This is a genomic window from Aeromonas sp. sif2433 (assembly GCF_019218705.1).
In the GTDB taxonomy this organism is placed as follows: domain Bacteria; phylum Pseudomonadota; class Gammaproteobacteria; order Enterobacterales; family Aeromonadaceae; genus Aeromonas; species Aeromonas encheleia.
Window position 1 is genome coordinate 129,249 of the sequence record NZ_JAHUXD010000008.1, and the last position, 24,094, is coordinate 153,342.

The 24,094-nt window shown below is 62.5% G+C and carries 21 protein-coding genes; 13 read left to right on the plus strand and 8 right to left on the minus strand.

Going from position 1 to position 24,094, the window contains the following annotated elements:
• The 3 genes from lipB (at position 1) to KW825_RS13975 (ending at position 2,426) form a co-directional block, all read left to right on the plus strand.
• Positions 1–678, plus strand: a complete 678-nt coding sequence (lipB, locus tag KW825_RS13965; RefSeq protein ID WP_218329552.1) for a lipoyl(octanoyl) transferase LipB — start codon at positions 1–3, stop codon at positions 676–678.
• 85 nt (positions 679–763) lie between these two features.
• The gene (lipA, locus tag KW825_RS13970) at positions 764–1,729 is read left to right on the plus strand and encodes a lipoyl synthase (protein WP_042652765.1); all 966 of its coding nucleotides are present in this window, start codon (positions 764–766) and stop codon (positions 1,727–1,729) included.
• A 184-nt stretch (positions 1,730–1,913) separates the two neighbouring features.
• Complete coding sequence (locus tag KW825_RS13975; protein WP_218329553.1) at positions 1,914–2,426, plus strand: GNAT family N-acetyltransferase; 513 nt, start codon at positions 1,914–1,916, stop codon at positions 2,424–2,426.
• 34 nt (positions 2,427–2,460) lie between these two features.
• On the opposite strand, the gene nqrE is transcribed toward KW825_RS13975, so the two are convergent.
• From nqrE to KW825_RS13995, 4 genes are all read right to left on the minus strand, one after another.
• A complete protein-coding gene (nqrE, locus tag KW825_RS13980; protein WP_042652767.1) occupies positions 2,461–3,060 on the minus strand; it encodes an NADH:ubiquinone reductase (Na(+)-transporting) subunit E in 600 nt (199 codons plus the stop codon).
• Positions 3,061–3,211: 151 nt separating this feature from the next.
• Positions 3,212–3,622 carry a hypothetical protein gene (locus KW825_RS13985; RefSeq protein ID WP_256353322.1) on the minus strand — a complete coding sequence of 137 codons (411 nt, stop codon included), beginning with the start codon at positions 3,620–3,622 and terminating at the stop codon, positions 3,212–3,214.
• A gap of 243 nt (positions 3,623–3,865) precedes the next feature.
• Positions 3,866–5,596, minus strand: a complete 1,731-nt coding sequence (gene recJ, locus KW825_RS13990) for a single-stranded-DNA-specific exonuclease RecJ (protein WP_218290566.1) — start codon at positions 5,594–5,596, stop codon at positions 3,866–3,868.
• Positions 5,597–5,706: 110 nt separating this feature from the next.
• Positions 5,707–7,050, minus strand: a complete 1,344-nt coding sequence (locus tag KW825_RS13995) for a sigma-54 dependent transcriptional regulator (RefSeq protein ID WP_232018907.1) — start codon at positions 7,048–7,050, stop codon at positions 5,707–5,709.
• A 649-nt stretch (positions 7,051–7,699) separates the two neighbouring features.
• Here KW825_RS13995 and KW825_RS14000 point away from each other — a divergent pair.
• The 3 genes from KW825_RS14000 to mscL all read left to right on the plus strand — a co-directional run bounded on the left by KW825_RS14000 (position 7,700) and on the right by mscL (position 13,118).
• Positions 7,700–10,042, plus strand: a complete 2,343-nt coding sequence (locus tag KW825_RS14000; protein ID WP_218329554.1) for a hypothetical protein — start codon at positions 7,700–7,702, stop codon at positions 10,040–10,042.
• 631 nt (positions 10,043–10,673) lie between these two features.
• Positions 10,674–12,317, plus strand: a complete 1,644-nt coding sequence (locus tag KW825_RS14005) for a hypothetical protein (protein ID WP_218329555.1) — start codon at positions 10,674–10,676, stop codon at positions 12,315–12,317.
• A gap of 390 nt (positions 12,318–12,707) precedes the next feature.
• Complete coding sequence (gene mscL, locus KW825_RS14010) at positions 12,708–13,118, plus strand: large-conductance mechanosensitive channel protein MscL (RefSeq protein WP_033131098.1); 411 nt, start codon at positions 12,708–12,710, stop codon at positions 13,116–13,118.
• A 113-nt stretch (positions 13,119–13,231) separates the two neighbouring features.
• On the opposite strand, the gene xerD is transcribed toward mscL, so the two are convergent.
• On the minus strand, positions 13,232–14,143 hold the full coding sequence (gene xerD / locus KW825_RS14015; protein ID WP_218329556.1) for a site-specific tyrosine recombinase XerD: 912 nt from the start codon (positions 14,141–14,143) through the stop codon (positions 13,232–13,234).
• Positions 14,144–14,318: 175 nt separating this feature from the next.
• Here xerD and fldB point away from each other — a divergent pair, with 175 nt between their 5' ends.
• From fldB to KW825_RS14035, 4 genes are all read left to right on the plus strand, one after another.
• Positions 14,319–14,837 carry a flavodoxin FldB gene (fldB, locus tag KW825_RS14020; protein ID WP_042652773.1) on the plus strand — a complete coding sequence of 173 codons (519 nt, stop codon included), beginning with the start codon at positions 14,319–14,321 and terminating at the stop codon, positions 14,835–14,837.
• Between the two features lie 329 nt (positions 14,838–15,166).
• The gene (locus KW825_RS14025; RefSeq protein WP_218329557.1) at positions 15,167–16,567 is read left to right on the plus strand and encodes a TldD/PmbA family protein; all 1,401 of its coding nucleotides are present in this window, start codon (positions 15,167–15,169) and stop codon (positions 16,565–16,567) included.
• On the plus strand, positions 16,567–17,907 hold the full coding sequence (locus KW825_RS14030; protein WP_218329558.1) for a TldD/PmbA family protein: 1,341 nt from the start codon (positions 16,567–16,569) through the stop codon (positions 17,905–17,907). Before KW825_RS14025 ends, KW825_RS14030 begins: the two co-directional genes overlap by 1 nt.
• Before the next feature lie 301 nt (positions 17,908–18,208).
• Positions 18,209–18,586, plus strand: a complete 378-nt coding sequence (locus KW825_RS14035) for a VOC family protein (RefSeq protein ID WP_218329559.1) — start codon at positions 18,209–18,211, stop codon at positions 18,584–18,586.
• A gap of 69 nt (positions 18,587–18,655) precedes the next feature.
• On the opposite strand, the gene KW825_RS14040 is transcribed toward KW825_RS14035, so the two are convergent.
• Positions 18,656–19,582: a L,D-transpeptidase family protein gene (locus tag KW825_RS14040; RefSeq protein WP_218329560.1), complete on the minus strand. Its 927-nt coding sequence runs from the start codon at positions 19,580–19,582 to the stop codon at positions 18,656–18,658.
• A gap of 454 nt (positions 19,583–20,036) precedes the next feature.
• Between KW825_RS14040 and yegQ the strand changes: the two genes are divergently transcribed.
• Together yegQ and KW825_RS14050 are read left to right on the plus strand one after the other, a co-directional pair.
• Positions 20,037–21,398, plus strand: a complete 1,362-nt coding sequence (gene yegQ / locus KW825_RS14045; RefSeq protein WP_218329561.1) for a tRNA 5-hydroxyuridine modification protein YegQ — start codon at positions 20,037–20,039, stop codon at positions 21,396–21,398.
• A gap of 1 nt (position 21,399) precedes the next feature.
• Positions 21,400–21,648 carry a YfhL family 4Fe-4S dicluster ferredoxin gene (locus KW825_RS14050; protein WP_218329562.1) on the plus strand — a complete coding sequence of 83 codons (249 nt, stop codon included), beginning with the start codon at positions 21,400–21,402 and terminating at the stop codon, positions 21,646–21,648.
• 264 nt (positions 21,649–21,912) lie between these two features.
• Here the strand turns inward: KW825_RS14050 and KW825_RS14055 are convergent, their stop codons facing one another.
• Positions 21,913–22,305: a DUF1090 domain-containing protein gene (locus KW825_RS14055; protein ID WP_042652780.1), complete on the minus strand. Its 393-nt coding sequence runs from the start codon at positions 22,303–22,305 to the stop codon at positions 21,913–21,915.
• A gap of 161 nt (positions 22,306–22,466) precedes the next feature.
• Here KW825_RS14055 and KW825_RS14060 point away from each other — a divergent pair, with 161 nt between their 5' ends.
• The gene (locus KW825_RS14060; protein ID WP_042652781.1) at positions 22,467–22,820 is read left to right on the plus strand and encodes a DsrE/DsrF/TusD sulfur relay family protein; all 354 of its coding nucleotides are present in this window, start codon (positions 22,467–22,469) and stop codon (positions 22,818–22,820) included.
• 3 nt (positions 22,821–22,823) lie between these two features.
• Here KW825_RS14060 and KW825_RS14065 read toward each other — a convergent pair whose 3' ends face one another.
• Positions 22,824–24,068: an MDR family MFS transporter gene (locus KW825_RS14065; protein ID WP_371315813.1), complete on the minus strand. Its 1,245-nt coding sequence runs from the start codon at positions 24,066–24,068 to the stop codon at positions 22,824–22,826.
• Positions 24,069–24,094 lie beyond the last annotated feature (26 nt).

The following is a 24,094-nucleotide window of genomic DNA, read 5'->3' on the forward strand; positions in this document are numbered from 1 at the left end:
ATGTCACCCCAGATCCCCGCTCAGCCACAGCTGCTAGTCAGACAGCTGGGCCGCCGCCCCTACCAGCCGGTATGGGATGCCATGAAGGCCTTCACCGACGGTCGCACCAGCGATACCCCGGATGAGTTCTGGGTGGTGGAGCACGATCCCGTCTACACCCAGGGTCAGGCAGGCAAGGCCGAGCACCTGCTCGCCCCCGGCGACATCCCGGTGGTGCAGAGCGATCGCGGCGGCCAGGTGACCTATCACGGCCCCGGCCAGCTGGTGCTCTATGTGCTGGTGGATGTGCGCCGCAGCAAGCTCTCGGTACGGGAGCTGGTCACCTGTCTGGAGACCGCCATCATCAAGACCCTGGCCAGGAGCGACATCGAAGCCTATGCCAAGCCCGATGCCCCCGGCGTCTACGTGCAGAACGAGCTGGGCATGGAGGCCAAACTGGCCTCGCTGGGCCTGCGCATCCGCAAGGGTTGCTCGTTTCACGGGCTGGCACTGAACATCAACATGGACATGACCCCCTTCCTGCGCATCAATCCGTGCGGCTATGCGGGCATGGCCATGACCCAGACCAGCGCCCTGGGCGGCCCGCAGAGCGTGGCCGAGGCGCAAGCCATTCTGGTGGCCGAACTGGCCAGCCTGATTGGTTATCAGAGCATCAGCCATGTCGACGAAGCCCCATGAGCGAGCCCGTGGCATGCGGCCACGAGGGTATGAAAATGACCCTTGCGGCTATCAACCTGACAATAACAAACACCGAGAGTGAATCATGAGCAAACCCGTTCGTATGGAGCCGGGCGTCAAGCTGCGCGATGGCGACAAGATGGCCCTGATCCCGGTGAAATTCATGCCGGATCCCAACGAGGAAGTGCTGCGCAAACCGGACTGGATGCGGATCAAGCTGCCGCCGTCGAGCCAGAAGATCGAGCACATCAAGAGCACGCTGCGCAAAAACAAGCTGCACTCGGTCTGTGAGGAAGCCTCCTGCCCCAACCTGGCGGAGTGCTTCAACCACGGTACCGCCACCTTCATGATCATGGGTGCCATCTGTACTCGTCGTTGCCCCTTCTGCGACGTGGCCCACGGCCGCCCGCTGGCGCTGGATCCCGACGAGCCGCACAAGCTGGCGCTCACCATCAAGGAGATGGGGCTGAAATACGTGGTCATCACCTCGGTGGACCGCGACGATCTGCGTGACGGCGGTGCCCAGCACTTCGCCGACTGCATCAAGCAGATCCGCGAGCACAGCCCCCAGACCCGCATCGAGATCCTGACCCCGGACTTCCGTGGCCGGATGGAGCAGGCGCTGGAAGTGTTCCGCGAGACCCCGCCGGACGTGTTCAACCACAACCTGGAAACCGCCCCGCGCATGTACCGCGTCGCCCGCCCCGGCGCCGACTACAAGTGGTCGCTGGAGCTGCTGCGCCGCATCAAGGAGATGCACCCCCATGTGCCGACCAAGTCCGGCGTCATGATGGGTCTGGGCGAGACCAACGAGGAAATCGTGCAGGTGCTCACCGATCTGCGCGAGCACGGCGTCAACATGCTGACCCTGGGCCAGTATCTGCAGCCGAGCCGCCACCACCTGCCGGTGAAGCGCTACGTGCCGCCCGCAGAGTTCGACGAGCTCAAAGACGTCGCCATGGCGCTGGGCTTCTCCCACGCCGCCTGCGGCCCCTTCGTGCGCTCCTCCTACCATGCGGATCTGCAAGCCAAGGGCGAAGAGGTCAAATAACCTCGCAAGGAAGAGAGGCCAGACTGCCTCCCTCCTTCATCAACAAAAGAGCGCCCTGGGGCGCTCTTTTTTATGGGTGCTCTTCGATCACTCCCATTGCCATCAGTCTTGGCCACACTGTTTGCCCTGCTCCCCCTTAGCGGGTTAACGTGACCGCTCATTTTCTCTTTGAGTGATCCGCAGGATGCCGACCCCCCTCGTCCGTTTGCTCCCCATGAGCGAGCAGCACTACCCCGTCTATTGCGCCTACTTCATCGAGGATTACGCGCAAGATCTCGCCAGCAATCATGGTCATGATCTGCCCACCGCCCGCCACAAGGCCGAACAGAGCCTGCACCAGTCCCTGCCCCAGGGGGTTGCCACGCCAAACCACCACCTGCTCTGCATAGTGCCCGCAGGCGGGCCGGGGGCCGATGACGGCGCGCTCGACATAGATACCCAGCCACTCGGCTACCTCTGGCACGCCATCGACACCGCTCAGGGCGAAACCTTTATCTGCGACTTTTACATGACGCCGTCCCGGCGCGGCCTGGGCTATGGCAAGGCCGCCATGGCGGCACTGGAGGCCAGCTTGCAGGCGCTGGGCATCCACCAGATCAAGCTGAGGGTGGCCCATGACAACCCGCGGGCGCTGGCGCTCTATCAGGAGCTGGGCTTCAGCATCACGGGTTACAACATGGTCAGGCATCTGGGCTGACGGCCTGCAAAGTGGCCGTCAGCGGGTGCATGACTCAGAGCGAGATGCCGGAGAAGGACATGAAGCCGAGCGACATCAGGCCGGCCACGATGAAGGTGATGCCTATCCCCCGCAGCCCCTCGGGCACATCCGAATACTTCATCTTCTGGCGCAGGCCGGCGATGGCGACGATGGCCAGCAGCCAGCCCAGCCCGGAACCCGCCCCATACACTACGGATTCGATAAAATCGTAATCCCGTTGGGCCATGAACATCACACCGCCGAAGATGGCGCAGTGCACCGTCAAGAGCGGCAGGTAGATCCCCAGGGCGTGATAGAGCGCCGGGAAGTGCTTGTCGAGCACCATTTCCATCACCTGCACCAGCGCCGCCAGCACCCCGATATAGACGATGAAATCGAGAAAGCCGAGATCGAACTCCCCGAGGAAGGTGCTCTCCGGGCGCAGGATATGGCGGTAGATCAGGTTGTTGAGGGGAATGGCGATCACCATCACCACCAGCACCGTCATGCCGAGGCCGAAGGCGGTGTTGATGTTCTTGGACACGGCCAGGAAGGTACACATGCCGAGAAAGAAGGCCAGGGCCAGGTTTTCGACAAAAATCGAATGAATGAACAGGGTTACATAATATTCCATCGGGCAGGCTCACAGGTTGCGCAGGCAAGGCCCGTCCCGGGCGACCATCATGCCGGTGGGGACGGGATCACAACGCGCGCCGACGCACAGCGGCCATGTGCCGACATCTTGCGATGACTCAGATCAGAGCTATGTGGGGTCGAACGCGCGCTTAACGACAAACCGGGCGCGAGTCGCCGTGGCAGAAGCGAAATTGCAGGTGATGGCAGAGCAGCCGCCGCTGGTGCAGATGGCCGAAGTAGTCGGGCCGCCGCCTGAGGTAGATGAGGGGGAGGAAGAACAGCAGGCCGCAGAGCAGGCCGAGGATGTCGTGCTGGAACCAGGCCAGCAGCATCTGGTAACGCTCAGGGGCGGCGCCACTCTCCAGCCGTCGCCCCTGCTCGACACCGAGCCGCCACTGGCCGCCCGGCAGCAGGCTGACGCTGTCGACGAGGCCGGAGTCAGATGGCTGATGCAGCTGCATCGAGGCAGCCAGCTCGCTCGCTGCCGATTGACCGGATGCACCGACCCCGCCTGCCGCGAACGCGGCAAGCCACAGCAGGCAGGCGACGGCGAGGGCCATCAGCCCTGTCGGTAATCGGCCGAGGGGTGGCAAGAGATCAGCACCTTGAAAAGGCAAATAACGAGATGAGTCGAATATATCATAACTCATGCCATTATTGGGCTTTCGTTGCCATTGGTTAGCTTGGCTTGATGCTTAACACCCTTTTTATCGGTTAATCTGGCATCAAGATATGAGCATACAGAGCGCCAACGGCCACCCTGGGGTGGCCGTTGGCTCGCGTGGCACACGAAGAGACGAGGCTTAGGCGCCGGCGGCTTCCAGATGCTCCACCAGCAGCTGGACGCTGCGGTTGCCGCGCCACTCGTTGACATCGAGCCGATAGACCAGTCTCACCCGCTTCACCGAGGCATCGGGCCAGCGCTTGAGATCGACCCCGAAGGCGATGGCATCCACCGCGCGGCCCGAGTCCGTGGTCAGCATCATCTTGAGGTGCTTCTCCCCCACCAGCCGCTGCTGTACCAGCACGAACTCGCCGTCGAACAGCGGCTCGGGGAAGGCCTGACCCCAGGGGCCGGAGGCGCGGATCAGCTCCGCCAGCTCCAGGCTCAGCTCGTCCGGCAGCAGCTCGCCGTCGGTGAGCAGCACCCCGGTCAGCAGCTCCGGCGTCACCAGCTCGGCGATGACGGCTTCAAACGCCCGGCCGAACGCCTCTATGTTTGCCTTGGGCAGGGTCAGCCCCGCCGCCATGGCGTGACCGCCGAACTTGCCCATCAGACCGGGATGGCGGGTATCGAGCAGCTCCAGCGCATCGCGCAGGTGCACGCCGGGGATGGAGCGCCCGGAGCCCTTGAGCTCGGTGTCGCTGCTCTCGGCGAAGGCGATTACGGGTCTGTAGTACTTCTCCTTGATCTTGGAGGCCACCAGCCCCACCACCCCCTGATGCCACTCGTCTCTGTGCAGCACTATGCCACTTGGCACCTCGCCATCGCGAAAACGGATCTGCTCCAGGGTGGCGAGCGCCTCCTGCTGCATGCCCTGCTCTATCTCCTTGCGCTCCTGATTGAGGCTGTCCATCTCCGCCGCCAGCTGGCGCGCCAGATTGATGTCATCGCACAGCAGGCAGGCGACCCCGAGGGACATGTCATCCAGCCGGCCGACCGCATTGAGCCTGGGGCCCAGCGCGAAGCCGAGATCGGCGGCGCACAAGCGGCGACCGTCGCGGCCCGACACATCCACCAGCGCCTGGATGCCGGGGCGGCAGCGGCCGGCCCGGATCCGCTGCAGCCCCTGATGGACCAGGATGCGGTTGTTGCCATCGAGCGCCACCACGTCGGCGACGGTGCCGAGCGCCACCAGATCCAGGTAATCCGCCACATTGGGGGCGCGAATGCCCTGACGCTCATACCAGCCGGCCTGCCGCAGATGGGTGTTGAGCGCCGCCATCAGGTAGAAGGCGACCCCGACCCCGGCCAGGGACTTGGAGGGGAAGTCGCAGCCACGCTGGTTAGGGTTCACTATCGCATCGGCAACGGGCAGTTCATGACCCGGCAGGTGATGATCGGTGACCAGCACCTGCATGCCGGCGGCCTTGGCGGCGGCCACCCCGGCGATGCTGGAGATGCCGTTATCCACGGTGATCAGGAACTCGGCGCCACGGGCCACCGCCAGCTCGACGATCTCCGGGGTGAGGCCGTAGCCGAACTCGAAGCGGTTGGGCACCAGAAAGTCGATGCTCTTCCCCCCCATGGCCCGCAGCGCCAGCACGCACAGGGCCGAGCTGGTGGCGCCGTCACAGTCGAAGTCGCCGACGATGAGGATGCGCTTCTGGGCAATCAGGGCGGCGGCCAGCAGCGGCACCGCCTGCTCCATGCCAAACAGGCGCTGGGGCGGCAGCAGCTGGCTGGCGCTGCGCTCCAGCAGAGCGGAGTCCAGGACTCCGCGACTGGCGAAGATCTGGCGCAGCAGAGGATGCAGGGTATCGGGCAGGTGAGCGTCATCCACTCGGGGACGACGACGGATTTGCAGGGGCATGAATTCGATCCTGTCTTCTAATACGGTGAGCCGATGGCAAGGCGGTATCATACACGCCCGAGACGAGCGGGTCATAGCGGCAGGGACGGCGAGGAGGCTCGCGCCCCTGCTCAGGAGAGCTGGGGCTCGGACGGCAGAGTGGGAGTGGAGCGCTCCAGCACCCGGTAGAGGGTAAGCCGGGAGATCCCGAGATGACGGGCGGCCTCGGTCACATTGTTGCCACAGAGCACCAGGGCCCGGCGCACGGCCTCGCACTCCGCCTCGGCCCTGACCAGGTTCAGGGGGCGTATGCCTCCCTCTGCCTGCGGCAGGGCCAGCCCCAGATCCTGATGATCGATGCGCTGCCCTTCGCACAGGACCAGCGCCCGCTCCAGCCGGTTCTTGAGCTCCCGCACATTGCCAGGCCAGTGATATTGCAACATCTGGCGCATGGCGCCGGCGGTGAATCCCTGTACCCGGGGATTCAAGATGCCGCCCATCTTGGTCAGAAAATACTGGGCAAGCAGCATGATGTCCTCCCCCCGCTCACGCAGGGGGGGCAGCGTCAGATCCAGCACGCAGAGCCGGTAGAAGAGGTCGCTCCGAAAATGTCCCTGCTCCATCTCCTGATCCAGCACCCTGTTGGTCGCGGCTATCACCCTGATGTCCACCTCGATGGGCCCAGCACCACCGACTCGCACTATGGTGCGCTCTTGCAGGAACCGCAGCAGGTTGACCTGCATCGGCAGGGGAAGATCCCCTATCTCATCGAGAAACAGGATGCCATGGTGCGCCATCTCCACGCAGCCGATGTGGCGCCGACAGGCGCCGGTGAAGGCCCCCTTCTCATGACCAAAGAGTTCTGACTGGATCAGGGAGGGCGGAATGGCGCCGCAGTTGATGGCAACGAAGGGGCCATCCGCCCGCAGGGAGTGGCGGTGGATCTGGCGGGCCACCAGCTCCTTGCCCGTGCCGCTTTCCCCTTGCAGGATCACCGACGAGTCGACCTTGGCCAGCCGCTCCACCCGACTCATGATCTGCTGCATGACCGGGCTGGCACCAATCAGCCCCCCCGTCTCCTTGCCATGACGGCAAGGGTGGTGAACGCTGCCCCTCAGGCAGGCGATGCCGAACGCGTGCCCCAGCACTGCCAGCAGGCGCTCATCCCCCACCGGCAGGCTGTGGTAGTCGAAGCAGTAGTTCAGGAGCAGCTCCTGCATCCTGGGCTGGGCAAGCAGATGAGGGGGGGCAAGCGCCACCCAGACCATGGTGCCGCAGGTCTGGCGAAAGAGCGCCTCCAGCGCCTCGGTGGCGCCTTCATTCAGCAGCACCAGGCCCACCCTGGGCGCATGTTGTGCATAGTGACCGAAGGCTTCCTGCGGCGACGAGGCCGAGCAGAAGCGCCAGCCGAGCGAGGATGCCTGTGACGAAGGGCACCACACCCCACTCGTGTTGACACACAGTAGCGTACGCATCTCCATCTAATACACCTCGCCATACGGCGGCTGAACAATGTGCAAAGTATTGGATAGATGGCGTACTTACGCCACTCGATGAGACAGGGGGAGAAAGCGAGTCCCTTTGCTTAAAAAATAAAATAAATAAAATAAAATCAAATATATACCTTAAACCGCCAATGAATTAACCAGCCGCCAAGGCAAGGGGCATGACCCACTCTGTTCCATCCCTGAGACAGCGTCAAAAGCCCCCCTTTTGTGCTCAGTCTGCCCCGGCGCCGAGCCGGCATGAAAATCCGCTCCATTCCGCTAACAACCCTCCCGCCTCCGCTCATACCCCGCATCTAGTTTTTCTTTACTTTTCAATTAATTGAATTCTTGGAACAAAGCCTGCACCGATGCTGCGCCGAGCCGGCTGCCCAACAGAGCCGGACGACACGGACAACAACAAGCAAGAAGCAAAAGGAATGCAACATGGATACGTTATTCCCCCCTCTCGGGGTTGGGCTGTCGATCTATGCCAGCCTCACCAAAGTGGCCCCCTATCCACGATTTCGCGCACAGGGCATAGGACCGCCCCTCTGCTCATAGTCAAGCCCCTCGGTTCAGGCAGTCGCGGCCGAATGGAATGGAACAAAAAACCAAAGGATAGGAAGAGGAAAATGCTATGAAACCAAGTACGCACAATCGCCTGCTCAGATCGCTGGCGATCCCCTTGCTCGGGGTGGCCTCGCTGGGGGGACTCTCCAGTCTCACCCCGGCCTGGGCCGGTATCTTCCCGGGTCTGGAGCAGGAAAAATGCATGGCTGACGCCTTCGGCGGAAGCCTCAACTGTACGGCCAAAGACATTGAGGTCTCGCAGGTGGTTCCGGTCAATCCGAACCAGGAGTGCGTCAACGGCCAGGTGTTCACCTTCAACGCCAACGTGACCGTCAAAACCAACGCCAGCGTGCGGTATGACACCACCTTCTACCTGCCGAGAACAACCAAGAGCCCGATGGAGCTTCAAGGCGGCGCACCAAACTGCAGCCTGTTGCTGCCCAAGGCGAGTGACGCCGGGGAAAATGGCCAGGTGGCCTATGTGAACCTGGAGCCGAAAGTGAAAGCCACCGATTTCCTGGATACCTGTGGCGATATCACCAAGGCCAACGGCACCGACTCGTACACCCTCATGAATCAACCCGTCACCATGCTCTGCCAGCCCAGCCCTACCGATCCCAACAGGGCCCTGTTCACCTACTGTGCGGCCTGGGACCAATCGAAGACCTTGAGTTGCAGTGCGGACACCAACCCTCCCGGCGCTGTGCCCGGCACCAAATCCAAGTGTAACTGCGACAGTTTCGCCATCAACGTGTTCATCAGGCCTGAGCCGGCTGCCATCACCAAGACGGTCACCCCCGCCAGCCTGCCCGAGCCGGGTGGCGTGTTCACCTACAACCTGAGCTTTACCAACTCGAGTGCCGCCTCCCTGTATATCGCCAGCCTGAAGGATGAGATAGACATTGGCGGGGATGGCACCTACGACAAGAGCGTGGACCTCTGGGGATCCATCGAGAGCGTCGGGGCTGCGGACGGCATCTACCTGCTCAGCACCACCTGCGCGAAACCCGCCGCGGGCTCGACGACCAAGGAGGTGTTGCCCAGCGCCACTTACAGTTGTCAGTTCACCCTGCATATCAAGGATCGCAATCTGCCCGACGATCAGAGCCCCGAGAAGTACGTCGACAACATAGTGGCCCTGTTCAAGGACAAGAATGGCGGCACGGTCGGCAGCGGCAGTACCTGCCCGGCTGGCTTCCAGGCGGCGGGTAACAACTGCAGCCCGGCGAAAACGGTCGAGATCACCAACCTCCCGCCGACCATAGCGGTGGAGAAAACGGCCTCCACCGACGAGGTGCTGGAACCGGGAGCCAACGTGACCTACACCGTCAAGGTCACCAACACCTCGGGCGATCACGACGACCCGCTCACCCTGACCAGCCTGATGGACGATAAATTCGGCGATCTGGATGGACAGGGCACCTGCGACCTGGGCAGCGGCGGCGTGGTATTGGCCAAGGCCTCTCCATTCGAGTGCAGCTTCACCCAGTTTGTGGGTGGCAACCAAGGCGATGTGCATACCAACGAGGCGACCGCCAAGGCCCTGGACGACGAAGGGGACGAGGCGACGGCGGCTGACAGCGCCACCGTCAACATCAATGACGTGGCGTCGACCATCACGCTGCTAAAAGATGCCTTGCCCGTCAGCGTCCTCGAAACCGGCGATTCCGCCGAGACTCGCACCGTGGCCTATACCTTCACCTTCTCCGTCGATGCCGGCGGCGTGGACAATGTCACCTTCAGTACCCTGGAGGACGACATATTCGGCAGTCTGACCAACCTGTGCATAGTGAATAAGAAGGACGGGGTAGGGATCACGCCTACCACTCTCGTCGGCTTCGTACTCAGTCCGGGGCACAACGCCAGCTGTACCATCTCCAAAGAACTGCAGGGGAATGCTGGCGACAGTCACACCAACACGGCCACCATCGCAGGCAAGGATGAGGACGATGTAACAGTGACTGACAGCGACGATGCCACCGTGGCGTTCACCGATGAGGAACCCGACATCACCAGGCTGTTCGCCCTCAAGGCCGCCGGCTTTGTCCGCATCAGCAACAATGGGGTAGACACCCTGACCATCACCGCCTTGACCTTCAAGGGGGTCAATGTGGCGGATGGGAACGGGGTCTCGGGCAGCTTCACCCTCTACGATGAGCCCGGGGTGAGCACCCATGAGGCCGACGCCGATGGCTTCGGACCCTTCTCGCTCTGCACCGCAGGCGGCACCATCCTGCCCGGCGCGCACTATGACTGCGCCTTCATCCTGGAGCTCGAGCCTGGTCTGGCCGATCTTGGCAACATCAACCTGCAGGCGACCAACCCGGATCCGCTGGTGGTCACCCTGAAGGATGACGAAGACAACGAGGTCAAGGCCGAAGTGGAGGTCACCATCCAGACAGTGGAGTAATGAGTTGATAATGGCGACCAGAGTACCGGTCGGTTCGAGGGCGATGGCTGAGCCATCGCCCTTTTACTGGGTCGGCTGCGTGGGGATGCTCGCCGCACTATGCCCGCTGGACGCCAGTGATGCGCGAGCGCTGAAGACGCCCTGCTACTGTGAGGCCAGCCATGCTGGCCAAGAATGTTAGCCAAGCGAGTAGCCTATTAGCGCTTATGGAACAACAGGACGAACGGCTGACGATCTCATGAAATGAATACAAACAAAACAAAATCAACCAATTACATAGTTTCACCGCCCCTGCGGCAGCGAACCACGCCAACTGGCGTCATCCCCTGTTCCATTCCTGAGACAGCCTCAACAGACCCTCTTTTGCGCTCAGTCTGCCCCGGCGCCAAACGTGCATGAAAATCCGCTTCATTCCGCTAACAACGATCCCGCTTTCTCTCACCCCATCTCAAGCATTTTCATTTTAATTTCAATGGGTTGAAATATTGGAACGAAGCCTGCACCGATGCAGCGCCGATCCGTCTGCCCAAGAGAGCCGGACGACACGGACAACAACAAGCAAGAGGAATGCAACATGGATACCCGAGCAATGAATCTTTGGCCGCGCTGTTGGCAGCATGGTCTAAAGTTCATGGCCCTGTTGCTGGTGCTCTGTGCACCGGCACTGACCATGGCCGCCACGGCAGAATCGCCGTTCGAACTGGATGCAAATCCGCAGGATAACATCGACACCGGTGCCGTCATGAGCGATGACTGGGACACCCCGCCCGACAGCGGAGGAGCCACCAAGTTCACCGGCATCATCCAGGACACAGCCCCCAGAACCATCTTCGGCGGGGGTGATAAAGACATCCTGGACATCGACAAGTGGAGTTGGAAGGATGGCTCCGTCCCCGACAAGGATGACCTGACCCACGCCTATGCCGCCGCCTACAACGAGAATAGCGATCTGTTGCTCTACTTTGGCGCCGATCGCATCGCCAATGCCGGTGATGCCTTCATGGGCTTCTGGTTCTTCAAACAGAAGGTCACCGCCCTGCCCAACGGCAGTTTCAGCGGTAAACACACTGTGGGGGACACCCTGGTTCTCATCAACTTCCCGCAGGCGAGCAACGCGTTTCCCTACCTGGCCGTGGTGACCTGGGACCCGACCTGTAGCAAGGCCGCCAACAACAGCCCGCAGCCGGGGCAGTGCGCCGCCACCAACCTGCGACTCAGGCTGCAAGGCTCGGGCGCCAACGACGTCGTCTGCGCCAATCAGGGCGGCGCCAACCTCGCCTGCGCCCTGACCAACACGGGTGACGTGCCCGTCCCCGCCAGCACGCTGGCGAATGGTGTCAGCGGCCTGTGGAGCGACTACACCCCCAAGAGTGGCACCAAGGGAACCTTCCCCTTCGAGAGCTTCTTCGAGGGGGGGATCAACCTCAGCCAGATCGTGGGGGGCAGCGACGGCTGCTTCAGCAGCTTCATGGCCGAGACCCGCTCCTCCAGCTCCTTTACCGCGGCACTGAAAGACTTCGTGCTGGATAACTTCGAGCTGTGCAAGGTCGAGATCACCAAAGTCTGTACCAGCGGTGATATCAACAGTGCTGAAACCGGCTTTACCTTCAGCTTCGAGGGCACAGTCACCAACGAAGGCTTTGGCACCATCCATGACGTCGTCGTCACCGACGATAACGGCACCCCGGCCGATACCAGCGATGACTTCGTGGTCGCGAACTTCGATTCAATACCGAAAGGGGGATCGGAGAACTACACCGGCAGCTTTGACTCCGCCGGTAACGGGCCGACCAACGGCATCAGTGTCAAGGCAGCCTCCAGCGATGGTGGCCTGCAGTCGATCACCGATGCCACCACGGCCGCCTGCCCCACCGTCGACAGAGAGCCAGGGATCCGCGTCACCAAGGCCTGCAGCACCAAGGTCGTGGATGCGGGTGACCAACTGGTGGTCAGGGTCGAATACAGTGGCCAGGTCTGCAACACCACAGGGGTGGGCGGCGTACCGCCTCTCAGCCTGAACAATGTCACCGTCACCGACGATCCCAGCGGCAATGTGCATAACATAGGCACCCTGGCTGCGGCCGACTGCAAGGACTACTCAGGTTCCTACACGCCCGCCAGCGCTGGCTCGGAGAGCCCGGGCTCCATCGCCTTCAGCGATACCGTGACCGCCACGGGGACAGCACCGCTAGGCTTTGGCAGTGACACAGACTCGGCAACCGCTACCTGTCCGCTCTGCCCGACCTGTCCGGATTGCCCAACCCCTTCACCCTAACGGGAGCTAACAAGGTTTAACCACAGGGGCCATGATACATGGCCCCTTTTCATGGCGCGGCAGGCCGCCGCTCTCCCCTGAGGCTTCGATCTTGACCGGCATCCTGGGCATCTGCTCGACCCGCCGGATTGCCCCGCCGCCCTCCCAGGGAGGGCGCCAGGCCCAGCCAGATCCCCCGGCCAATCCCCCAGAATTCTCTTAGTTATCGATGCGTTAATAGCGCCAGATGTAAAAAATTCCCATTCATGCAGGTTGCCAATTGGGCCGAGGCCCAGCAAGCTAATCGGGACGACAGGAGACACGACGGTCAGCCCTCTGCTCTCCTGCTGATTTATTATTCAAATCAAAGGAGCGGTAGCGGCCGCTCAGAACCCATTTTTGGAGGGGAACATGAGTCTGATTAAAGAGTTCAAGGCCTTTGCGGCCAGAGGCAACGTCATCGACATGGCGGTCGGTATCATCATAGGTGCCGCCTTCGGCAAGATAGTCTCCTCCTTCGTGGGTGACGTCATCATGCCGCCCATCGGCCTAATCCTGGGTGGCGTGGACTTCAGCGATCTCGCCGTGACCCTGAAGGCCGCCGAAGGCGAGGTGCCCGCAGTGGTCATCGCCTACGGCAAATTCATCCAGACCGTCATCGACTTCCTGATCATCGCCTTCGCCATCTTCATGGGGCTCAAGGCCGTCAACACCCTGCAGAAGAAGCAGGAAGAGGAAGCCCCTGCCCCGGCCGGTCCCACCAAGGATCAGGAGCTGCTGAGCGAGATCCGCGATCTGCTCAAGTCCCAGCAGGGCAAGTAACCGCTCATCCTGCCCTGTGATTGAAAAAGCCGCCCCATGGTCAACATAGGGCGGCTTTTTTATGACGGCGATAACGGCATGGCCGAGCAGGCACCAGGAGGCGGCAGTCCGGCTCAGGCGCGGGGATGATGCTCGCCGTGCAGCGTCTTGAGGCGCTCGTTCGCCACATGGGTGTAGATCTGGGTGGTGGAGAGATCCGCATGACCCAGCAACATCTGCACCACCCGCAAGTCGGCGCCATGGTTGAGCAGATGGGTGGCGAAGGCGTGGCGCAGGGTGTGAGGGGAGAGCTCACCGGCGATGCCCGCCCGCGTGGCGTAGAGCTTGATGCGGTGCCAGAAGGTCTGACGGGTCATCATCTGCGCCCGCTTGGAAGGAAACACCACATCCGAGCTGGTGCCGCCGAGCAGCAGGGTGCGCGACTCCCGGTAGTAACGCTCCAGCCAGTGGATGGCCTCCTCCCCCATGGGCACCAGCCGCTCCTTGTTGCCCTTGCCCACCACCCGCACCAACCCCTGGCGCAGGCTGACATGCTCGGCGGTGAGCCCCACCAGCTCGGAGACCCGCAGCCCGGTGGCATAGAGCAGCTCCAGCATCGCCTTGTCTCGCAATTCCAGCGGATCGTCCACCAGAGGCGCCGTGAGCAACGCATCGACCTCGGCCTCGCTCAGATCGGAGGGCAGCTTCTTGGGCAGCTTGGGCCCCTCCAGCAGCACGGTGGGATCGTCGCTGCGCAATTTTTCGCGGTTGAGATACTGGTAGAAGCGGCGCAGGGCCGACAGGAAGCGGGCCGTGCTGCTGGGGGCAAACTGCCGATCCACCCGCCAGGCGAGGTAGTGCTGGATGTCGTCCATGCCGGCCAGCAGAAGGGAGCCGCCCTGCCCGTCCAGCCAGAGCGCAAACTTCTCCAGATCGGTGCGGTAGGAGCCGACCGTGTTGTCAGACAGTCCCCGCTCCAGCCAAAGGGCATCGAGGAAGGGTTCGATCAGGGGATGGTCGTGGACGGCGGGGGCTGGCTTGGTCATGGTGCTGGATCTTGGGCAAACGGAGACTCATTGTAGCGGGCCCGTGCCGGCAGGCACAGGGGAGAGACGAAGAGGGGAGCTTGCCCGGTGAAGGGGGCCGGGCAATCTGCTAAACTGGCCCCCTCCCCTAGGTTACCCAGCACATTGTTGCCCACTGCGATTCAAGAGAAGAGCGATGAAGATAGGTTTGTTTTACGGCTCCACCACCTGCTACACCGAGATGGCTGCCGAGAAGATCCGTGCCCTCATCGGCCCCGAGCTGGTCGATATCCACAACATCAAGGACGTGCCCCTCGCCCGCATGCAGGAGTACGACATCCTGATCCTCGGCATCTCCACCTGGGATTTTGGTGAGCTGCAGGAAGACTGGGAATCCCGCTGGGAAGACATCGCCGACCTCGAGCTGGAGGGGCGCATCATAGCCCTGTTTGGCCTCGGCGATCAGCTGGGCTACGGCGAGTGGTATCAGGATGCCCTCGGCCTGTTGCACGATCAGCTGGTGCCCAAGGGGGTCAAGCTGGTGGGTTACTGGCCCAACGAGGGTTATGAGTTCGATGCCTCCAAGGCGCTGATCGACGATGGCCGCCACTTCGTCGGCCTGGCCCTCGACGATGCCAACCAGTACGACCAGACCGAGCCTCGCATCGAGCAGTGGGTCGATCAGATCCTGAGCGAAATCCACGAGCTGCTCTGATCTCGCCTGCCCGGCTCCTCCAGCAGCGAAACGACTATGTCGTCGGCTGGCCTTGGGCGATGCCAGCCAGGATGACCAGATCGAGCCCCGCATCGAGCCCTGGGTCGATCAGACCTTAAGCGAGCTCCACGAGCTGCTTTCATCTCCCCTGCCGGCGGCCTATATCTGGGCTGCCGGGCGCAGTTATCGAACCGATTACCCCAATCGGTATCATTCAATGACGCTATAGCGACTTTTTTGTGCCGGTCTGCAACAATGACTTCGACCCCAATAACACAATCAGAAGGGTGTCGGAAGCAAACAGGAAACAGACCAGAAAAGGATATTCCATGACCCAGATTTCTCTGCTGGCATCCACCATTGCCCGCGACGTGCTCGACCACGCGCTGGCGCTGGGCGCCGACTTCGCCGAGCTGTTTGTGGAGCGCAAGCGCCGCAGCCAGCTCAGCCTTCTCTCCAGCCAGATAGAATCCATCAGCGGCGGCCTCGATTTCGGCATAGGCGTACGCCTGTGTTACGGCCACAAGGTGCTCTACGGCTACACCAACCTGGCCGATCGCGATGAGCTGCTGCGCATCGTCAGCCTGCTGGCGGCCAAAGACAGGCGCGATCCCGTGGTGACCGCCACCGCCTTCGATTTCAGCCGTCTCACCGACCATCACCCCATCGCCCTGCCGCTGTCGGTAGACAAGCTGCTGGAGCAGAAGATCGCCTACCTGCACGCCATGGATGCCGCGGCTCGCGCCGAGAGCAGCAAGCTGAGCCAGTTCTCCGCCAATGCGCTGGGCTGGGAGCAGGAGGTGGAGATCTTCAACAGCGAAGGGCTGCAGGTGGCCGATCGTCGCCACTACAACCGCATCACGGCCCAGAGCATAGCCATGGAAGGGAGCGAGCAGAGCGTGGGCTATGAGGCCCCCGGCGCCATGATGGGCTGGGAGCATGCCGCCCTCATCGATCCGCGCGAGCTGGCCCTCTCCGCCACCCGTCAGGCGCTGGTAAAGCTGGGCGCCGCCCCCTGCCCGAGCGGCAAACTGCCTGTCATCCTGGAGAGCGGCTTTGGCGGCGTCATCTTCCACGAGGCGTGCGGCCACCTGCTGGAGACCACCTCGGTGGCCAAGAAGGCCTCGGTGTTCCACGACAAGATGGGGCAACTCATCGCCAACCCTGTGGTCAACGCGGTGGACGAAGGCTTGCAGGGCAATGCCTGGGGCTCCATCAACGTCGATGACGAGGGGATGGCGACCCAGCACACCCAGCTCATCAAGGACGGCGTGCTGACCGGCTTCCTGGCCGACCGCATGGGGGCGCTGAAGACCGGCTATGCCCGCACCGGCTCGGGCCGGCGCGAGTCCTACAAGTTCGCCCCCGCCTCACGCATGCGCAACACCTATATCGAGGCGGGTAACCACAGCCTCGAGGAGATGCTGGCGACGGTGGAGCACGGCATCTATGCCAGGCGGATGGGCGGCGGCTCGGTGCAACCGGGCACCGGCGAGTTCAACTTCAATGTGCAGGAGGCCTACCTCATCGAGCGCGGCAAGATAACCAAACCGCTCAAGTCGGCGACCCTGATCGGCACAGGCCCTCAGGTGCTGAGAGAGATCTCCATGGTGGGCCGCGATCTCGCCATCTCTGCCGGCATGTGCGGCTCCGTCTCCGGCTCCATTCCCGCCTCGGTGGGCCAGCCACAGCTCAAGGTCGACAATATTCTGGTCGGAGGTAACGCCTGATGAGCCAACTCGATATGAATCATCTGCTCGGCAGCCTGCTCAACAAGGTTGCCGATCTTGGCGCCGAGGCGGACCTCATCGCCAATCAGGACAGGGCCTTCTCCCTCAAGGCCGACAAGGGCGAGCTGGGGGAATACAAGGTCACCAGCAGCCAGCAGCTCGGCATCCGCCTCATCAAGGATGGTCGGGTCGGCATCGCCTACTCGGAATCCCTGGATGAGGTCGCCCTCGATGCCATGTTGCAGGATGCGCTCGACGCCAGCCGTTTCGCCAAGGTGGATGCAGATCAGGCTATCCGGGTGAGCAACAGCCACCTCCACACCGACTGCGCCGAGATCAACCAGCCCGACAGCACCCCGGTGGAGGAGAAGATAGCCCTGACCCTGCGCCTCGAGGCGGACATGCTCGCCTTGCCCGATGTGACCGGCGCCCCCTACAACGGCTTCTTCGAAGGGGAGAGCCGACTCTGGCTCGCCAACAGCCAGGGCAGCCTCTGCCAGCATCGGGAGTTCAGCGTCGGTTGCCACAGCTCGGCGCTGATCGAGCGTGATGGGCGCCAGTCCATGCACTATCAGGGGCAGTATGCGCGCCGCTTCGACGAGCTGGACGCGGCTCCCCTCATCGAGCAGATCCATGCCGTGGCCGATGGCCTGCTGCTGGGGGAAGCCGTGCCGAGCGGCCGCTACAGCGCCCTCTTCACCCTCAACTGCCTGGCCAGCCTGTTCGGCTGCTTCCAGGCCGCGCTGTCCGGCAAGTGGGCCCAGCAGGGGATCAACCCCTGGCGCGACAAGGTCGGCCAGGGCGTGGCCTCCCGCTGGCTCACCCTGGAGAGCCGGGTCCATATGCCGGGCGGCATGAAGATCAAGGCCTTCGACGGTGAAGGTGCCCCCACCCGGGATCTGCTGCTGATTGGCGAGGGGGAGCTCAAAACCCTGCTGCACAACAGCGCCACCGCCCACCACTTCGGCCTTCAGAGCAACGGTGCGGCGGCCCGCAGCGCCCGCAGCGCGCTGGACGTGAGCCCACGCCACCTGGTGTTTGGCACAGGTCCCCACAGCGAGGCCGAGGTCAAGGCGGGCGAGTATCTGGAGCTGGTCAAACTCGATGGCCTGCACTCGGGGGCAGATGCGGTGAGCGGCGACTTCTCGTTCGGCGCCTCCGGCTTCCTGTGCCGGGACGGCGTGCGCATCCAGCCGGTGCGCGGCATCACGGTGGCCGGCAACTTCTACCGCCTGCTGGGGGAGCTGGAGGCAGTCGGCGACCGGCTGCACCACGACGATGGCAAGGGCTTCTACGCCCCGCTGATCCGCTTCGGTGGGTTGAGCATCGCCGGTAAGTGACGGCACTCAGGATGAGGAGGGCCGCCACGCGCCTGCGCAGAGCCGCTTCGGCGGTTTGAGCATCGCCGGCAAGTGACTACGCCCAGGATGAAGAGGGCTACTACGCGCCGGCGCAGAGCCGCTTAAGTGGCCTGAACATCGCAGGCAAGTGACTGTATACAGAGCGGAAAGCACTTCTCTTCCCCACTCCAAAACGGCGCCATCAGGCGCCGTTTTTTCACTGCTGGCGCCCCTCTGCGGCCGCTCCTACCCTCTAAGAGCCACCGGCCGCATCGGCCGGGAACGTCTGGAGAATACGAAGATGGACAACACTCTGGTCTGGGCCGACATTCCGACACGGGATCTGGATCGTGCCATGGCCTTCTATTCGGCCCTGCTCGACGTGCCGGTCACGCCAATACAGGAGGAGGAGATGCGTTTCGCCATGTTGCGCCACGATGGCAACAACGCGGCGGCCTGCCTCGGCCCCATGGATGAGTACCACCAGCCCGGTGGCACCGGCCCCCTCATCTATCTCTCCCTCGGGGATAGGATAAAAGAAGCAGAACAGATGATCCCCCGGCTCGGCGGGCGGGTGCTCGAGCCCCTGCACGCCATCGGCAGCGGCCACGGCTCCCGGGTCATCATCGAAGACACCGAGGGCAACCGGCTCGCGCTCTATGCCCCGCCCGCAGCCTGAGCGGCCTGACAAACAACAACGGCGACCCTGGGGTCGCCGTTGTTGTTATCGGGTCTCTTGACGAGACGCTCAGACCTGCGGGTTGAGGCGGGTCGGCATGCCGGTACGCTGTTCCAGCACCTGCTTGACCACGTTGGAGTCACTCTCGGCGTGGGCGATGAAGCGGCTGATGGCCGGGGTCATGGGCAGTGGCACAGACTCGGTGGAGTTGAACTCCGCCTCGTTGCGAGAGAGCGGCTCATGGACTTCCATGTAGCGGCCGCCATCCGGCTCGATGGTGGACTTCACCGGCTGGTTGACGAACTGGACGCGGGTACCGACCGGCACCTTGTCGAACAGGTACTTGATGTCGTCGGCGCGCAGGCGCACACAGCCGCTGCTCACCCGCAGACCGATGCCGAAGGTGGCGTTGGTACCGTGGATGGCGTAGAGGTTGCCGATGTAGAGGGCGTGCAGACCCATGGGGTTATCGGGACCGGCCGGCCAGACCGCGGGCAGGGTCTTGCCCTGGGCGGCGTAACGACGACGGATGTTCTCGGTCGGGGTCCAGGTCGGGTTGGCACGCTTGCGCTCCACCTTGGTGATCCAGTTCTCCGGGGTATTCACCCCCAGCTGGCCGATGCCGATGGGCAGCACCTGCACCACGTTCTGGCCTTTCGGGTAGTAGTAGAGCCGCATCTCGGCCACGTTGATGACGATCCCTTCACGGGGCGCATTCGGCAGGATCAGCTGATGGGGTATGGTCAGCTTGCTACCCGGCGTCGGCAGATAGGGGTCGACGCCCGGGTTCGCTTCCATGATGTTGGTCAGGCCCAACTGGAAGTCGGAGGCGATCTGCTCCAGCGGGCGATTGTCCGCGGGCACTACGTACTCCTGGTTCTCGCCGATCAGACGGCTGTTGTCGGCAGGCAGCGCGTACTCGACGGCTGCGGCCTGCTGGCTGACCAGGGTCAGAGTACATAAAAGGGCCGAAGCGGCAAAGCGAAGGGGATTCATAAAGTTCCTGTATGGTTTCCTGTACCTGTTGGCCTGAAGCCGGTTCATCCTCGGTCTGTCCCTTGTCACGAGTCGCTCTCGCCCGAGGCCAATACCGAGCGCGCATTCTTTCCCGAGTCGGACAAAATTTCAACTTGGAGATGGGCTTTTTAGAGGAAAAGATCTATTTATCGCCCAACTATGTCCCGTACCGGGTCCCTGACACGCTAGCATCGGCTGTCTGAGCGTAAAATGAACAAGGATACTCATCCTGCCCGCCGGCTCAAATTGCATGATGGGCCTGTGACGAGTACAATCTCGCACCCCGTATATCCGCAGTATCGAGCCATTTAGTGCTCAGGGTGTACCCGCTTTGGGTGGCCGTGCGTCGAGTACGGTCGCGCAACGCCATCAACCTATACGACGCCATCAGGTGGCGCCGTCCTGATTTGCAATCAGATAGAAAGAGTCCAACATGTTCAGACCAGAATTGCTCTCCCCCGCCGGTACCCTCAAGAATATGCGTTACGCCTATGCCTATGGCGCCGACGCCGTCTATGCGGGCCAGCCCCGCTACAGCCTGCGGGTACGCAACAACGAATTCGATCACGAAAATCTGCAACTCGGCATCAACGAGGCGCACGCGCTCGGCAAGCAGTTCTACGTGGTGGCCAACATCCAGCCCCACAACTCCAAGCTCAAGACCTTCATCCGCGACATGCGCCCCGTGGTGGAGATGAAGCCGGATGCGCTGATCATGTCCGACCCCGGTCTCATCATGATGATGCGCGAAGCCTTCCCGGACATGCCCATCCACCTGTCGGTGCAGGCCAACGCGGTCAACTGGGCCACGGTGAAGTTCTGGCATCAGATGGGCCTGACCCGCGCCATCCTGTCCCGCGAGCTCTCCCTTGACGAGATCGAAGAGATCCGCATGCAGGTGCCAGAGATGGAGCTGGAAGTCTTCGTCCACGGCGCTCTGTGCATGGCCTACTCCGGCCGCTGCCTGCTCTCCGGTTACATCAACAAGCGCGACCCCAACCAGGGCACCTGCACCAACTCCTGCCGCTGGGAGTACAAGGTGCACGAGGGCAAGGAAGATGACGTGGGCCAGATAGTCCACCGTCAGGAGCCGATCAAAGTGCGTCCGGACAACACCCTGGGGCTCGGAAAGCCCTCCGATGCCTTGGTGCTGCTGGAAGAGTCCAACCGTCCCGGCGAATACATGACGGCGTTCGAGGATGAGCACGGCACCTACATCATGAACTCCAAGGATCTGCGCGCCGTCGAGCACGTCGAGCGTCTGACCAAGATGGGGGTGCATTCCCTCAAGATCGAAGGCCGCACCAAGTCCTTCTACTACTGTGCCCGCACCGCCCAGGTCTATCGCAAGGCCATCGACGATGCGGTCGCCGGTCGTCCGTTCGATCCGACCCTGATGGGTACCCTCGAGAATCTGGCCCACCGCGGCTACACCGAGGGCTTCCTGCGTCGCCACAACCACAGTGAGTACCAGAACTACGACTACGGCTACTCCGTCTCCGACACCCAGCAGTTCGTCGGCGAGATCACCGGCCGTCAGGGCGATATGGTGGAAGTGGAAGTGAAGAACAAGTTCCTGGTGGGCAACAGCCTGGAGCTGATGACGCCCCAGGGCAACGTCAGCTTCAACCTGGAGCAGATGCAGAACCGCAAGGGCGAGCTCATCGACACGGCGCCTGGCAACGGCCACGTGGTCTATGTGCCGGTCCCGAAAGAGATCGACATCAACTACGGCATACTACTGCGCAACCTCGGCGATCGTCAGGATACCCGCCAGCCGCACTCGGCGGCCTGAGATGGCGCTGCTCATCACCGACAAGTGCATCAACTGTGACATGTGCGATCCCGAGTGTCCGAACCAGGCCATCAGCCTGGGGGACAAGATCTACGAGATAGACCCGGATCGCTGCACCGAATGCGTCGGCCACTATGAGAAGCCCACCTGCATCAGCGTCTGCCCCATCGACTGCATCATCTGGGATCCCGCTCACGTGGAGACCGAAGAGCAGTTGCTGGAGAAGTTTGTTCTGATGCACAGGCAGTAAAATTTGCATCAGCGTCTGCGCCTTGTGGACTGCATCCTCCGGATCCCGCTCACGTGGAAACAGAAGAGCAGTTGCTGGATAAGTTTGTCGGCATGCACAGGCCGTAACGTCGGTCTCGGCGTCTGCGGCTCAGAGACTGCATCATCCGAGACCCCGCTCATGTGGGGACCGAGGAGCGGTTGCTGGAGACGTTGGTCGACATGCACCGTCAACGAATAAAAAAAGCCGGGAGATCCCGGCTTTTTTTATGACACAACAGCGATGTCAGGGTTTGACCAGTTTCTGCAACGCCTCCAGCTTGCGCTGGGCCTCCAGCAGCTCGGCCTGCGCCTCCTCCAGCTTGGCCTGCTTCTTGGCGATCTTGTCCGGCTTGCCCGACACCCGGGCGTTCTGCAGATCGAGCAGTCGCTCGTTTACCTCTTCCTTCTGCTTGGCGACCTCTTGCTGCTGCTCCTTGAGCAGGCCGGCATCGGTGCAATGGGCCTCGATGTTGCGCAAGGCTTGCTCAAGCCCGGCCACCTGGGCCCCATTGTCATGGGCCTTGGCAAAGGCCAGCTGCTCGGTCACGGCCTGATGCTGCGCCTTGCAGCCAATTTCCTCACTGCCATAGGCCTGACCGGCCAACAACAGCATGCTAATTCCGACAAACTTCCACATAACAACCTCATGAACCTGCCATTTTTGATGGCCGCCTATCAGACCCGACTCATCTCCCCGGGTCAAGCCGAAGACTCAAAGGGTACGACAGGGTTTGCGCAACATCACGCCAGTTCCCGCGAGATGGCGCTACAATAACGGCTTTCAGCATGGAGTCTCACATGAAGCAACAGTTCGTCATCATCGCCAACGGTGCCCCCTACGGCAGCGAATCCCTGTTCAATGCCCTGCGCCTTGCCATCGCCCTCAACGAGCAGGGCGGCGTCATCCTGAAACTGTTCCTGATGTCCGACGCCGTCGGCGCCGCGCTGGCGAGCCAGGCGCCGGCCGAGGGCTACAACCTGCGCCAGATGCTGGAGATCCTGCTGGCACAGGGCACCGCGATCCGGCTGTGCAAGAGCTGCACAGACGCACGCGGCATCAGTACCCTGCCCCTCATCGAGGGCATAGAGATAGGCACCCTGCCCCTGCTGGCCCAGTGGACCCTGGCGGCCGACAAGGTGCTGAGCTTCTAGCCGTCAGGAGCCGGCGCCGGATCTCGCCAGGGCGGGGCGCGGGATCCGCGCTCCCCAGGCATACAGCAAGGAAGTCAGCACACAGAGCAGCGTCATCAGGATGTAGAGCGACTGCCCGCTCCACTGCTCGATGATCCAGCCCCCCAGCACGGCCCCTATGGCGCCGCCCAGTCCGGCTAAAGCGCCGGCCCCGAAATAGCTCCCCTTCAGATGAGGGGGAGACATCTGATCGATCAGCACGTTGAGCAGCGGGAACAAGATGGTCTCCCCCACACTCAGCAGCAGCACGGCCCCGATCCAGTGCGACCACTGGGCGGGATCCCCCAGCGCAAACAGCACCTGAGCCCCCAGAAACAGCATGATGCCGAGCTGCAGCCGCACCTTGCCCGGCCAGCGCGCGAGCAGATGCAGCAGCGGGAATTGCAGCACCACCACGGTCAGCGCATTGATCGTCACCAGGATGGCGACCAGCCGCGCCACCTCGGGGGTCTCGGCCCGGGTCAGGTACTGCACCAGCGGCGAATGAAACTGGGAATAGACCAGCACCATCAGCAGGTTGGCCATCACCAGCAACAGAAAGCCCCGATCCAGCCACAGCACCCTGATGGCATCGCGCAGGCCCAGCCCGCTGCTACGCACCTCTTGCTTCCTCAGCCGACGAAAGCCCCAGACAAAGGCTGCGCCCAGCAACAGATAGCTGCCGGAGAGCAGCAGGAAGGTCTGCTGCTGGGCGCTGATGCCGAGGGTCACCCCGAGCAGAGGTCCGATCGCCGCCCCCAGGTTGAGCAGGAAGTAACGCAGGTGCAGCGCCAGCTCGCGGGCCTTGGGGGAATCTAGGCTATCGGCCATCAGCGCCTTGCCGGGGGCATCGATGAGCCCGGAGGCGAGGCCGCTACCGATCACCCCGAGCCCCAACCAGAGCACCGAGTGGGAGAAACCGAGCAGGCCATAGCAGAGCAGCGCGACCAGGCAGCCCGCCAGCAGGATGTTGCGCCGCCCCAGCCGGTCCGACAGCCAGCCGCCGTAGAAGCTGGTCAGGGTCGAGAGCGCCGCACTCGCGCCCAGCATGGCACCGATGCTGGTGGCCGAGAGCGCATACTCCCGATAGAGCAAGATGGAGAGAAAGGGCCAGACCATGTAATAGCTGGTGCGCACCAGGAAGGTGCCCAGGATCACGGTCCAGACCAGGGGGGGAAACTGCCTGAGGAGGGCCCACGACATCGTACTGCTCCTTGTTACCCGTCGCACGGGGAGCCCACTGTTGTAGCAGAGGG